The 13,367-nt window shown below is 59.9% G+C and carries 9 protein-coding genes, 2 rRNA genes, 1 pseudogene and 1 riboswitch (1 of these 13 cut by a window edge); of the genes and pseudogenes, 7 read left to right on the top strand and 5 right to left on the bottom strand.

The window, feature by feature from the left end:
* The 6 genes from CK627_RS21870 to CK627_RS21845 form a co-directional block, all read left to right on the top strand.
* Nucleotides 1-2,632: ribosomal RNA gene (locus CK627_RS21870) — 23S ribosomal RNA — on the top strand (it extends 257 nt beyond the left edge of the window).
* Nucleotides 2,633-2,715: 83 nt separating this feature from the next.
* A 5S ribosomal RNA gene (gene rrf / locus CK627_RS21865) occupies nucleotides 2,716-2,830 on the top strand.
* Nucleotides 2,831-3,117: 287 nt separating this feature from the next.
* Complete coding sequence (locus CK627_RS21860; protein ID WP_095593377.1) at nucleotides 3,118-3,567, top strand: early set domain-containing protein; 450 nt, start codon at nucleotides 3,118-3,120, stop codon at nucleotides 3,565-3,567.
* 208 nt (nucleotides 3,568-3,775) lie between these two features.
* Complete coding sequence (locus CK627_RS21855; protein ID WP_095593555.1) at nucleotides 3,776-5,923, top strand: adenosylcobalamin-dependent ribonucleoside-diphosphate reductase; 2,148 nt, start codon at nucleotides 3,776-3,778, stop codon at nucleotides 5,921-5,923.
* Between the two features lie 10 nt (nucleotides 5,924-5,933).
* Nucleotides 5,934-6,617, top strand: a complete 684-nt coding sequence (locus CK627_RS21850) for a TSCPD domain-containing protein (protein ID WP_095593376.1) — start codon at nucleotides 5,934-5,936, stop codon at nucleotides 6,615-6,617.
* 186 nt (nucleotides 6,618-6,803) lie between these two features.
* Nucleotides 6,804-8,174 carry a PhoH family protein gene (locus CK627_RS21845; protein ID WP_017763817.1) on the top strand — a complete coding sequence of 457 codons (1,371 nt, stop codon included), beginning with the start codon at nucleotides 6,804-6,806 and terminating at the stop codon, nucleotides 8,172-8,174.
* A 68-nt stretch (nucleotides 8,175-8,242) separates the two neighbouring features.
* Here CK627_RS21845 and CK627_RS22875 read toward each other — a convergent pair.
* From CK627_RS22875 to thiB, 4 genes and pseudogenes are all read right to left on the bottom strand, one after another.
* Nucleotides 8,243-8,385: pseudogene (locus tag CK627_RS22875) on the bottom strand (thiamine ABC transporter ATP-binding protein); the annotation flags it as partial.
* 37 nt (nucleotides 8,386-8,422) lie between these two features.
* Complete coding sequence (gene thiQ, locus CK627_RS21840) at nucleotides 8,423-9,130, bottom strand: thiamine ABC transporter ATP-binding protein (RefSeq protein ID WP_095593375.1); 708 nt, start codon at nucleotides 9,128-9,130, stop codon at nucleotides 8,423-8,425.
* A gap of 71 nt (nucleotides 9,131-9,201) precedes the next feature.
* The gene (thiP, locus tag CK627_RS21835; protein WP_095593374.1) at nucleotides 9,202-10,824 is read right to left on the bottom strand and encodes a thiamine/thiamine pyrophosphate ABC transporter permease; all 1,623 of its coding nucleotides are present in this window, start codon (nucleotides 10,822-10,824) and stop codon (nucleotides 9,202-9,204) included.
* The gene (gene thiB, locus CK627_RS21830; protein ID WP_095593373.1) at nucleotides 10,821-11,801 is read right to left on the bottom strand and encodes a thiamine ABC transporter substrate binding subunit; all 981 of its coding nucleotides are present in this window, start codon (nucleotides 11,799-11,801) and stop codon (nucleotides 10,821-10,823) included. Before thiB ends, thiP begins: the two co-directional genes overlap by 4 nt.
* Before the next feature lie 51 nt (nucleotides 11,802-11,852).
* Nucleotides 11,853-11,943, bottom strand: a riboswitch (TPP riboswitch).
* A 91-nt stretch (nucleotides 11,944-12,034) separates the two neighbouring features.
* On the opposite strand from thiB, the gene CK627_RS21825 reads away from it, so the two are divergent.
* Complete coding sequence (locus CK627_RS21825; protein ID WP_005304376.1) at nucleotides 12,035-12,325, top strand: PilZ domain-containing protein; 291 nt, start codon at nucleotides 12,035-12,037, stop codon at nucleotides 12,323-12,325.
* 89 nt (nucleotides 12,326-12,414) lie between these two features.
* Here the strand turns inward: CK627_RS21825 and CK627_RS21820 are convergent, their stop codons facing one another.
* Nucleotides 12,415-13,344, bottom strand: coding sequence for a hypothetical protein (locus CK627_RS21820; RefSeq protein ID WP_095593372.1), 930 nt, complete (start codon nucleotides 13,342-13,344; stop codon nucleotides 12,415-12,417).
* Nucleotides 13,345-13,367 lie beyond the last annotated feature (23 nt).

Raw genomic sequence — 13,367 nt, 5'->3', positions numbered from 1 at the left:
CGGGGATTAGCCCTTAAGCATCTTGGAAGTTAGTGGAACGGTCCTGGAAAGGCCGGCGATACAGGGTGATAGCCCCGTACACGAAAACAACCTTGATGTGAAATCGAGTAGGGCGTGACACGTGACATCCTGTCTGAATATGGGGGGACCATCCTCCAAGGCTAAATACTCCTGACTGACCGATAGTGAACCAGTACCGTGAGGGAAAGGCGAAAAGAACCCCTGTGAGGGGAGTGAAATAGAACCTGAAACCGTGTACGTACAAGCAGTGGGAGCCCTTCGGGGTGACTGCGTACCTTTTGTATAATGGGTCAGCGACTTACATTTTGTAGCGAGGTTAACCGTATAGGGGAGCCGTAGGGAAACCGAGTCTTAACTGGGCGTCTAGTTGCAAGGTGTAGACCCGAAACCGGGTGATCTAGCCATGGGCAGGTTGAAGGTTGAGTAACATCAACTGGAGGACCGAACCCACTAACGTTGCAAAGTTAGGGGATGACCTGTGGCTGGGGGTGAAAGGCCAATCAAACTCGGAGATAGCTGGTTCTCCCCGAAAGCTATTTAGGTAGCGCCTCGGACGAATACTACTGGGGGTAGAGCACTGTTTGGGCTAGGGGGTCATCCCGACTTACCAACCCCATGCAAACTCCGAATACCAGTAAGTAATATCCGGGAGACACACGGCGGGTGCTAACGTCCGTCGTGAAGAGGGAAACAACCCAGACCGCCGGCTAAGGTCCCAAAGTTCTGGTTAAGTGGGAAACGATGTGGGAAGGCTCAGACAGCTAGGATGTTGGCTTAGAAGCAGCCATCATTTAAAGAAAGCGTAATAGCTCACTAGTCGAGTCGGCCTGCGCGGAAGATGTAACGGGGCTCAAACCAGGCACCGAAGCCGCGGATTCACGCTAAGCGTGAGTGGTAGGGGAGCGTTCTGTAAGTCTGCGAAGGTGTGTCGAGAGGCATGCTGGAGATATCAGAAGTGCGAATGCTGACGTAAGTAACGATAAAGGGGGTGAAAAGCCTCCTCGCCGGAAGACCAAGGGTTCCTGTCCAACGTTAATCGGGGCAGGGTGAGTCGACCCCTAAGGTGAGGCCGAAAGGCGTAATCGATGGGAAGCAGGTTAATATTCCTGCACGACTTGTAATTGCGATGGGGGGACGGAGAAGGCTAGGTGGGCCAGGCGACGGTTGTCCTGGTGAAAGTGCGTAGGTGGTGTTTCTAGGCAAATCCGGAGACACAACACTGAGACACGAGACGAACGCACCACGGTGCGGAAGCCATTGATGCCCTGCTTCCAGGAAAAGCCTCTAAGCTTCAGATTACAAGTCATCGTACCCCAAACCGACACAGGTGGTCGGGTAGAGAATACCAAGGCGCTTGAGAGAACTCGGGTGAAGGAACTAGGCAAAATAGTACCGTAACTTCGGGAGAAGGTACGCTCTTGTTGGTGAAGTCCCTTGCGGATGGAGCTGACGGGAGTCGCAGTGACCAGATGGCTGGGACTGTTTATCAAAAACACAGCACTCTGCAAACACGAAAGTGGACGTATAGGGTGTGACACCTGCCCGGTGCCGGAAGGTTAATTGATGGGGTTAGCGCAAGCGAAGCTCTTGATCGAAGCCCCGGTAAACGGCGGCCGTAACTATAACGGTCCTAAGGTAGCGAAATTCCTTGTCGGGTAAGTTCCGACCTGCACGAATGGTGTAACCATGGCCATGCTGTCTCCACCCGAGACTCAGTGAAATCGAATTCGCCGTGAAGATGCGGTGTACCCGCGGCTAGACGGAAAGACCCCGTGAACCTTTACTACAGCTTGGCACTGAACATTGAACCTACATGTGTAGGATAGGTGGGAGGCTTTGAAGGCATGACGCCAGTTGCGCTGGAGCCGTCCTTGAAATACCACCCTTGTATGTTTGATGTTCTAACGCAGGGCCCTGAATCGGGCTCGCGGACAGTGCCTGGTGGGTAGTTTGACTGGGGCGGTCTCCTCCCAAAGAGTAACGGAGGAGCACGAAGGTTGGCTAATCCTGGTCGGACATCAGGAGGTTAGTGCAATGGCATAAGCCAGCTTAACTGCGAGACGGACAGGTCGAGCAGGTACGAAAGTAGGTCATAGTGATCCGGTGGTTCTGAATGGAAGGGCCATCGCTCAACGGATAAAAGGTACTCCGGGGATAACAGGCTGATACCGCCCAAGAGTTCATATCGACGGCGGTGTTTGGCACCTCGATGTCGGCTCATCACATCCTGGGGCTGAAGTCGGTCCCAAGGGTATGGCTGTTCGCCATTTAAAGTGGTACGCGAGCTGGGTTCAGAACGTCGTGAGACAGTTCGGTCCCTATCTGCCGTGGGCGTTGGATGATTGAAGGGAGTTGCTCCTAGTACGAGAGGACCGGAGTGAACGAACCTCTGGTGTTCGGGTTGTCACGCCAGTGGCACTGCCCGGTAGCTAAGTTCGGAATCGATAACCGCTGAAAGCATCTAAGCGGGAAGCGAGCCCTGAGATGAGTCATCCCTGACCCCTTGAGGGTCCTAAAGGGCCGTTGGAGACCACAACGTTGATAGGTGGGGTGTGTAAGCGCGGCGACGTGTTGAGCTAACCCATACTAATTACCCGTGAGGCTTAACCATACAACACCCAAGAAGTGTTCGAAGACTTGTAGCAGATACCGAGAACGAATAACTAAATCAGCTTTTTCAGATTGAAGATTTTGCCTGGCGGCAATAGCGCAGTGGAACCACCTGACCCCATGCCGAACTCAGAAGTGAAACGCTGTAGCGCCGATGGTAGTGTGGCATTCGCCATGCGAGAGTAGGACACTGCCAGGCACCCAATTGAAGAAGCCCGCTCATTTGAGCGGGCTTTTTTATTGTCTGAAATTCAGCGATTTCTCCCCTAAGTGCAGTTCAGCTGTTCGATCTGCAACCACCTTACTCACATTGCTTCTTGTGCGGTTTGCCCATTACGGGGCTGATATTTGTCCATCAATTCAATTGTTGAGCAGAAAAAGCACGGAATGTGATGCCTCTACCTTTCTTGCGATGTCCGCTCTGCTTTAATTCGTCAGCCCACGTTCGATGGGCCAAGGAATCACAATAATCTGAGGAATGGACACATGTTCAAAAGAACAGTAACGATGATGCTGGCGGCGGGAACCCTGGTATTAGGCGGTTGCGCATCCAATGGCGGTGCAGAGCAGGCGGCGGACAACAGCGATTTCGGTGGCAAGTCCATCTACCTGCGCGGGGAGATGAACGACTGGATGGCAACCGACGCGAGCAAGGTGATCAAGGTGGCCGACAAGCTCTATATGGCCAAGGGAACGCTCAAGAAAGAGTGGGCTCCTTACAAGTTCAAGTTTGCCGACTCCGGCTGGAGCTGTGGCACCAACTTCGGCTACAAGAGCCCAAGCGATGGCGTTGCCGTGCTGGGTGGCGAAGCCGTACCGGTCAATCCCTGCTCCAAGTATGAGGACATGAAGTTCTCACCGGATGTGGATGGTGTCTATGAGTTCTATCTGAATATGGCTGGTGACACCCCGACCGTATACGTCAAGAAGCCCTGATCTGCGACGGGAAGTGAGCTTCCCGAGCAATGACGCGATGTAATGCCCCGGACCAGTATCCTGCTGGCCGGGGCATTTGCTTGTGGCAGGCATGACCAGAAAGCGCAAATGATTACTATATATTGTGGTTTTATATTTAGCGTTGTCCATATGTAGTAATGGCTGTTACTGTCATGAGGTCGCGGCATATCCAGGAGGTTGATTGAACATGGCTAAATCACATCCGGTGCGAGAGAGTGAGAGCGGCTCTCGTCATATTCCTCTGCAGGAGACATCCCTCGAGATCTGGGACAGCAAGTACCGGCTCAAGAGCAAGGACGGCACTCCCATCGATGGTGCCATCGATGACACTTACCAGCGGGTTGCCCGTGCTCTCGCCGCGCAGGAGCATGACTCTGATGCCTGGTATGAGCCCTTCCTGTGGGCCCTGCGCAACGGTGCCATTCCTGCTGGTCGCATCATTTCCAATGCCGGCGCATTCGAGCACAAGCCTGCTACCTCCACCATCAACTGCACCGTGTCCGGCACCATCGAGGATTCGATGGACGATATCCTCGGCAAGGTGCACGAGGCGGGGCTGACCCTGAAGGCCGGCTGCGGCATCGGCTATGACTTCTCGACCCTGCGCCCGCGCGGGGCTTTCGTCTCCGGCGCCGGGGCCCATACTTCTGGCCCGCTCTCCTTCATGGATATCTACGACAAGATGTGTTTCACCATCTCGTCGGCGGGAGGGCGTCGTGGCGCCCAGATGGGCACCATGGATATCCGTCACCCCGATGTGATCGAGTTTATTCAGGCCAAGCGGGAGGATGGCCGCCTGCGCCAGTTCAACCTCTCCCTGCTCATCACTGAAGAGTTCGTCAAGGCGGTGAAGGAGGATGTCCCCTGGCAACTGATCTTCCCCTACACCGCCAGGGAGGTGGGGCAGGACGGCATTGCGCTGGATGATCCCGCTCAGGTGGTCTGGGCCGACTGGCCCAACAAGGAGGGGGTTGTCGTCAACGCCTTGGGGCAGGTCGCCTGCAAGGTCTACAAGACCCTGCCGGCCCGCAGGCTGTGGAACGTCATCATGACTTCCACTTACGACTATGCGGAGCCCGGTTTTATCCTGATCGACAAGGTCAACGAGATGAACAACAACTGGTTCTGCGAGGAGATCCGGGCCACCAACCCCTGTGGCGAGCAACCGCTGCCTCCCTATGGGGCCTGCCTGCTGGGATCCGTCAACCTGACCCGCTTCGTGCGCGATCCTTTCACCGAACAGGCCGCCTTTGACTGGCCCGCATTTCGCAAAGTGGTAGCCATTTTCACCCGCATGCTGGATAACGTGGTGGAGATCAACCAGCTGCCGCTGGCCAAGCAGCGCGAGGAGATCATCAGCAAACGCCGGCATGGCATGGGCTTCCTTGGCCTCGGCTCGGCCCTCACCATGCTGCGGATAAAATATGGCTCTGCTGCCGCAGTCGCTTTTACCGAACTGGTATCCCAGGAGTTGGCCATGACCGGCTGGCGCGAGTCCCTGGCCTTGGCGAAGGAGAAGGGCCCGGCGCCCATCATGGAGCAGGAGTTCGAGGTGACCGGCAAGCTGCTGCGACTGCGCCCCGAGATGGCGGCAGACGGCATCAAGCCGGGCGACAAGGTAAAGGGCAAGGTGCTGCACGCGCGCTACAGTCGCTACATGCAGCAGGTGGCCGAGGTGGATCCCGCCCTGGTTGCCGAGCTGGCCGAAGTGGGGGGGCGTTTCACCCACCACAGCAGCATAGCTCCGACCGGAACCATCTCCCTGTCGCTGGCCAACAACGCCAGCAACGGTATCGAACCGAGCTTTGCCCACCACTACAGCCGCAACGTCATCAAGCCGGGCAAGAAGAGCAAGCAGAGCGTGGATGTCTACTCCTACGAGTTGCTTGCCTACCGCGAGCTGGTGAATCCGGCGGCCATGCCCTATGCCGAGGATGAGGCGACCCGGCTGCCGGACTACTTCATCACCGCCGACGACATCACGCCGGCGCAGCATGTGGACATTCAGGCGGCAGCTCAGCGCTGGATCGATTCATCCATCTCCAAGACCGCCAACGTGCCGACCGACTTTCCGTTTGAACAGTTCAAGGACATCTACCTCTACGCCTCGGATTCGGGACTCAAGGGTTGCACCACCTTCCGTTTCAACCCGGCAGCCTTCCAGGGCGTGTTGGTGAAGGAGCAGGATCTGGAGAAAACTCTGTACGAGTTCACCCTGGAGGATGGCTCGGTCGTCACGGCGAAAGGGAATGAGGAGATCGAATACGATGGCGAGCTGCATACCGCCGCCAACCTCTACGACGCCTTGAAAGAAGGCTATTACGGCAAATTTTGAGGACGAGTTCATGGTCAAGAAGATCGACGGGAAAATCGTCGCCTACCAGGTGAAAACCCGGGACGAGCCGCAAGCAGAGCCGGCCCAGCAGGATGCCGTGGTACAGATGCACGAGACAGTGCTGCGGCCGGAGCGGCTGATGGGCACCACCTACAAGCTGAAGACGCCGGAGCATGTCTCCGAACATTCGCTGTTCATCACCATCAACGACATAGTGCTCAATGAGGGGACGGTGCACGAGACCCGCCGGCCATTCGAGATCTTCATCAACTCCAAGAGCCTGGAACACTACCAGTGGATAGTGGCGCTGACCCGCATCATCTCGGCGGTGTTTCGCAAGGGGGGTGATGTCACCTTTCTGGTGGAGGAGTTGCGCTCCGTGTTCGATCCCAAGGGCGGCTACTGGAACAAGGGCAAGTACGTACCGTCCCTTATCGCCGAAATTGGCAACGTGATCGAGACCCACCTCACCGAGATCGGCATGCTCAAGGGGGCCGGGCTGGATGAGCACCAGCAGGCGTTTCTGGCCGGCAAGCAGGCGGAGATCCAAGCCGCGCAAGAAGCCGACGAGCAGCAGGCTGGGAGTGGTTTTCCCCCCGGTGCGGCGCTCTGCTACAAGTGCCACAGCAAGGCGCTGGTGCAGAAAGATGGCTGCATGACCTGCCTTAACTGCGGCGACTCCAAGTGCAGTTGAACCCTTGAGGGCCAGTAAAGGCCAGCTGCTGTTTTTCTGCGCAAACACGCGGGGTGCCCAAGTGATTTGTTGCGTGATGGTAAAATCGGGCGTAGCGTTGGAGGTAATAAAACTGTCACGGCCGTGTGGTTTCAATGACATCTGAGATTCACACACGTGGCACCTTCAGTGCCAAGGAGGATGCTTATGGACAATACGGACCGAAAGCTGTTTATCCTGGATACCAACGTTCTGCTTCACGAACCCCTCGCCATCTACTCCTTCAAAGAGCACGACGTGCTCATCCCCATGACGGTGCTGGAAGAGCTAGACAACATCAAGGATCGCCACAAGGATGTCAGCCGTGATGCGCGCATCGCCATCCGGGCGCTGGAGGACGTGTTCCGCGACGCGACACCCGAGCAGATAGTGCAGGGGGTGGCGCTGGCCGGCGAGGCGAGCGGCCACATCTCCATCTTCAGTGACCACCATCTGCCCCAGGATGCCGAGGTGTTCACCGACAAGGAGGCCGACAACCGCATCATCAACGCGGCCCTCTACCTGCAAAAGCATGAGCTGAAGCGGCAGGTGGTGCTGGTCACCAAAGACATCAACATGCGGCTCAAGGCCAAGGGGGCCGGGCTTGCCCACGTCGAGGATTATCGCAGCGACCAGTTGATCGACGACATCCGGCTGCTCGCCAAGGGCTTCCAGACGGTGCCAGGCAGCTTCTGGGAGCGGGTCGGCGAGTGCGACAGCGAGACCCATGGCCGCGATACCGTCCACGTCATCGATGCCAAGCTGCTGGAGGGGGTTCACGTCAACCAGTACCTGATCGATGAAGAGAACTTCTTCGCCGCCCGGGTGCTCAGCCACGACAACCAGAAGATCCGCATCAAGGATCTGGGGCGCGAGCGGTTGATGTCCCGCAAGGCGTGGGGTGTCCATCCGAAGAACGTCTATCAGGGGATGGCGCTCGATGCGCTGCTCGACCCGCACATCGATCTGGTGATCCTGACCGGCCCGGCGGGCTGCGGCAAGACACTGCTGGCCATGGCCGCCGCCCTGGAGCTGGTGATCGAGAAGGGGATCTACGAGAAGGTCATCGTAACCCGTAATACCCCGGAAATTGCCGAGAGCATCGGCTTCCTGCCCGGCACCGAAGAAGAGAAGATGATGCCCTGGCTGGCTGCGGTCACCGACACCCTGGAGGTGCTGCACAAGCAGGACGAGAACATGAGCGGGTCCCTCAGCTACATCATGGAGAAGGCCAACATCCAGTTCAAATCGGTCAACTTCATGCGCGGGCGCAGCATCCAGAACACCTTCGTGTTGCTGGACGAGTGCCAAAACCTGACCGCATCCCAGATCAAGACCATCATCACCCGCTGCGGCGAGGGCACCAAGATCGTCTGCTCTGGCAACCTGGCCCAGATCGACTCCAACTACCTGAGCCCGGTGACCTCGGGTCTGACCTACATAGTCGAGCGTTTCAAAGACTTCGATGGCAGTGCCAACATTTTCCTGAACGGGGTGGTGCGCAGCAAGCTCGCCTCCTTCGCCGAGGAAAACCTCTGATCTGACTATCCATCCTCATATGAAAAGGGGAAGCCGACCGGCTTCCCCTTTTTTGATCCCGTCGCCGGTCACAGCTCCTTTGTGCGGCCAAGGTAGCGCAGCAGCCCGGGGTGATCGCTGTTTTGCAGAATGTCTGGTTTACCTTGCAGGGCGATGCGCCCCTCGTCGACGAACAATACCTGGTCGGCGAAATCAGCAGGGCATCCTCCGGCCTGATAGTGGGAGACCATCAGCTTGTTAGCCATTCACTATGGCGCTAGAGCGCGGCCAAGGTAGCGCAGCAGTCCGGGGTGATCGCTGTTTTGCAGTATGTCGGGTTTGCCTTGCAGGGCGATGCGTCCCTCGTCCACGAACAACACCTGATCGGCGATGAGCTGGGCATCTTCCGGGTTGTGAGAGACCATCAGTACGGTAATGCCTTGCTCGCAGGCGAGCCTGGCCACCTCTGCCAGCATCTCCCGGCGCAGGGCCGGATCGAGCGCCGAGAAGGGCTCATCCAGCAGCAGCAGCGGCTTGCCGCGTACCAGGGCGCGGGCCAACCCCACCCGTTGCAGCTGGCCACCGGAGAGCTGCTCCGGCAGGCGCGTGAGCATCTCGCCGAGGCCGACCCGGTTAGCGGCATCCTTCACCTGAGCCCGCTGGGCAGCGTTCAGGCGCAGGCCGGGGTGCAGACCAATGGCGATATTGTCGAATACCGACAGGTGCAGGAACAGGTTGTGATCCTGAAACAGGGTGGTGACCGGCCGTGCGGCCGGGCCCAGCGGCAGCAGATCTTCACCATCGAAGCTGAGGGTGCCGGATTCTACTGGTACGAAACCGGCGATCATGCCGAGCAGGGTCGACTTGCCTGCCCCGCTCGGACCGATCAGCGCGGTGATCTCCCCCTTGGGCAGGGTGGCGCTGAAGCTGACGCGCCAATCCGGGTAGCTGGTCACCAGCGTATCAATGTTCAGCATGTTTTCCTCTCAAGGGGGCGTTTGAGCGGCCAGCACAGCCGCCGAGACGGTAGCGCCGGGTCTTTTGTCTCTCAATGGTCGGCATGCTTTCCTCCAAGCCCCCGCTCTACTAACCAAAACAGGGAGAAGCAGAGGGTGAGCAGCAGCAGGGCGGTGGCGGCCGCTTCGGTCAGCCGGTAGCTGCCGAGCTGCTGATAGAGCAGCCAGGGCAGGGTGGTGAGCTCCTGGCTGCCGAACATGGCGATGGCGCCGAGATCCCCGAGCGACAAGATCATGGCCAGCGCTGCCGCCTGGCCCAGCGGACGGCGCAGCAGGGGCCACTCCACCAGTCGCAGGCGATGCAGGCCGTGTACCCCCAGGCTGTCGGCCAGCCGGTCGTACTGGCGCACCACCAGCTGCATGGGGGCTGAGAGGGTACGCAGCACATAGGGCAGCGCCATCAGGGCGTTGACCAGCACCACCAGCCAGGGGCCGAGGGCAAAGACATCGGCAAACGGCATACACAGGATGAAGAGGCCGGTGGAGAGCACCACCGCCGGGATCATCAGGATCACCGAACCACTGGTCTCCCACAGGGCGGCGGCCCGCCGCTTGTGCTCCCGAACCCGCAGATGGCGGCTGGTGAGCAGCAGGGCGCTGCCGAGCAGGGTGGCCAGGCTGCCCGCCGCCAGCGCAATCAGCAGCGACTGGCCGCTGGCCAGCCACAACTTGCCTGAGGTCAGGGCATCCGGCAGGCCGGGATTGAGGCCGGCCACCACGATGGCCAGCAAGGGGGGCAGGAACACCGCTAGCCCGATGGCAAGGGCGAGGGCGTCCACCAGGCCGCTGCCCGGCTGATGACGGTCCGGTCGCAGACAGGGGCGATGAGAGGTGATCCGGCTGGCCGGGCTGCTCTGCAGCTTGTGCTGCAGCATCAGCAGGGCGGCGGTCAGGATGAGCTGGACCAGCGCCAGTCCGCCGGCGGTGGCGAGATCGAAGTCAAAGCGCAGCGCCTGATAGACGGCCACCTCCAGGGTGGTGGACTTGGGGCCGCCCCCCAGCGCCAATACGGTGGCGAAGCTGGTGAAGCAGAGCATGAAGATGAGGCTGGCCAGTCCTGGCAGCTGGGCCCGGATCAGCGGCCACTCCAGCAGCCGGAAGATATGGGAGGAGCGCATGCCGAGCTGGCTGGCGAGGCGCCAGGAGGATTCGGGGATGCTCTCCAGGCTCTGCAGCAAGAGACGCGCGGCCAGCGGCATGTTGAAGAAAACGTGGGCCAGCAGGATGCCGAACAGGCCGTAGAGGTAGTTGCCGGGAGCGAGCCCGAACCAGTGCAGCAGTTGCGGCAACCAGCCCTGCTTGCCGTGCACCGCGACGATGCCGAAGACGGCGATGATGACCGGCAGTACCAGCGAGAGGCCGAACAGCTTGATGAGCAGGGTGCGCCCCGGAAAGCGGCGCCGCGCCAGGGCGCGGGCCACCGGAATGGCCAGTCCCAGGCTCAGCAGGGTGGAGAGCAGCGCCTGCCAGAGGCTGAAGCCCAGCACGTGGCGCAGGTAGGGATCGGCCAGCAGGGTGCGAGGTGCTAGCCCCCCGGCCTGCCACAACAGGGCCGCCAGCGGCCCCAGCGACAACAGCAGGAGCAGGGCGGTGGCGGTACTGCCCGGCAGCCACCAGAGCAGACGCGTCCCAGGTTTCACGAAGAGACGACTCACTGGGTAACGGCTTGCAGCCACTCGCGGATCCAGCCCTTGCGATTGGCGGCCACCTCGTCAGAGCTGAAGGCGAGCGGCTTAGCTACGGTGATCATCTGCTCAAAGCCCTTGGGTAGTTGCGTGTCGATCACCGGATACATCCAGTTGCCGGTCGCCATCTCGTTCTGGAAGGCGGGGCTTATCATGAACTGCAGGAACTGATCCGCCAGCTTGCCCTGCTTGGCGTTCTTGAGCTTGGCGGCCACTTCCACCTGACGGTAGTGCCCCTCTGCAAACGCCGCGGCCTGATACTGGGGCTTGTGCTCGGCAATCAGGTGATAGGCGGGTGAGCTGGTGTAGGAGAGCACCATGTCCGCCTCGCCATCGAGGAACATGCCGTAGGCCTCTGACCACCCCTTGGTGACGGTAACCGTCTTTTTGGCCAGTTGCTCCCAGGCGGCGGGGGCCTGGTCACCGTAGACCGACTTCATCCACAGCATCAGCCCCTGGCCCGGGGTGGAGGTGCGGGGATCCTGATAGATGATCTTGAGGTCGGGCCGCGCCACCAGCTCCTTCAGGTTCTTGGGGGGCTGCTTGAGTTTCTCCTTGTCGTAGACGAAGGCGAAGTAGCCGTAGTCGTAGGGGACGAAGGTGTCATCCTGCCAGCCGCCGGGCACCTTGAGGTCATCCAGCTTGGTGGCGTGAGCGGCGAACAGGCCGCTCTGCTTGGCTTCACTGACGAGGGCATCGTCCAGCCCCAGCACCAGATCGGCCTTGCTGTGTTTGCCCTCCAGTCGCAACCGGTTGAGGATGGCCACGCCATCTTCGAGCGGCACCAGATTGAGGGTGCAGCCGCACTCCTTCTCGAAGGCCTGTTTGATCTTGGGACCCGGGCCCCACTCGGCGGTAAAGGAGCTGTAGGTGTAGACGGTGAGGGTATCCGCCGCGAAGGCCTGAGCGGAGAGCAGGCTGGTGGCGACCAGCAGCAGGGTTTTCATGGGTGGCACTCCCTTTAGCAATGAGGTGCCAGCGGATGAGGGCGCAAAAACGAGCGCCATGCCTCAAATTCCTCCGCCAGCATTATCTGGATCAGGTTCACGGGTATAATCTCAGCGGTAGACCGCACCCCGTTTGAGAAACGCACCGCATTGTATTAACGTTCTTGGGGGGAGGCCAGCACAATTGTTTCTGCGGGCCAGCGAGATGGATCAGCTCAACAGAGGATGTTTGCGTGATCACCAGCACCAAGGAAAGACGCGCCTTCCAGCGCATGATAATCAATGCTCCCGTCACCATCTTCCAGCAGCAGCAGGTGCTGGAGGGGGTCTGCCGGGATCTCAGCGCCAACGGCATGGGCATCTCGGTGCCGGAGCACCAGCTCGATACGACCCAGCCCATCCGGGTGAGCCTGGCCACCAACAACAACCTGTTGCCCCCCTTCGAGGCGCAGGCCCGCATCATCAGGGTGCTGGAAGAGGAGGACGGGCTCTTGCTGGCCATCGAGTTCCAGTCCCTCGCCTGAGCCATCCACCTCCTTGCCTCCATCGACCAGCCCTGCGCTGGTCGCTTTCATTGTGGCCTGTCCCCTCTCGTTTTCATGACGCCCACCACCTATTTGTCGGCGCGAACCGGCTGCACGCTGAGCTGCTTGCTGTCGATGAAGGTCTTGCTGGTCGGGGCCAGCTGACCCATCGCCAGCTGGGCCGGGCCGGTGGGCTCCATCAGCAGGTAGGTTTCCCCTTCCCAGCTCAAGGTAGCCTCGCCCGGCTTGGCCGGCAGGGCGACTCCGAGCAGGGCGTGACCCGGTACGAATACCATGGCCTGTTTCAATTCGGGAAAGAGCTGGGCCAGCATGGCGGCCATCAGGGTTACCTTGCTGTCGCAGTCGCCCTGATTTTGCTCCAGTACCTGGCGGGGGCTGAGAAAGCCCTTGCCCTGGCGGCCCGACTGGCTGTCGAGCAGTTGATAGGGGATGGCCTGAATGAAGTCGAGCATGTGGGCCGTGGTCTTCTGGCGCGCCTCGGTCTCGGTACTGCCCTGCTGCTTGAGCTGTTCGGCCAGCGGTGCCAGTTCGCTGCGGCTCTCCAGTGCGATGCGCACGTGATCCTGTTTGATGGCGGCGGCACCGTCGGGGGCGGTGAACGGCTGAAAATAGTGCAGCTTGAGCCACTCTGCTTCCTGCTTGTCGCGCTGCTGGGTGAGCCAGCTCATGGCCTTGGCGACCTGTTCGGGTTGGCGGCCCTTGAGTCTGAGCTCCATCTCGGGGCGGGAGAGGGAGAACTGCACGGCGGGGAACTCGGCCACCCCCTGCTGCAACAGGCTCTGCAGCACGTCCTCCTGCATGCGGGCCGACCGATAGGCGATGAGCGGCGGCAGCTTGCCTGCCTCCAGCCGATAAGTGAGATGCTGCACCTTGCCGTCCTTGTCCTGCCAGCCGACGTTGAGCTGACCGCCACTGCTGTTGAAATAGGTCTGCCCGGCGCAGACCGGCAGCGCCAGCCAGAGGCCGCAGAGTAGGGGGAGGGCGAGTGTCATCTTCATCCAGGTGTCTCGTCGGGTATGCA

It is taken from the genome of Aeromonas dhakensis (assembly GCF_002285935.1).
GTDB classification, from domain to species: Bacteria; Pseudomonadota; Gammaproteobacteria; order Enterobacterales; family Aeromonadaceae; genus Aeromonas; species Aeromonas dhakensis.
The sequence above is the reverse complement of the archived record's forward strand: the minus strand, read 5'-3'. Positions and strand labels throughout refer to the sequence as shown.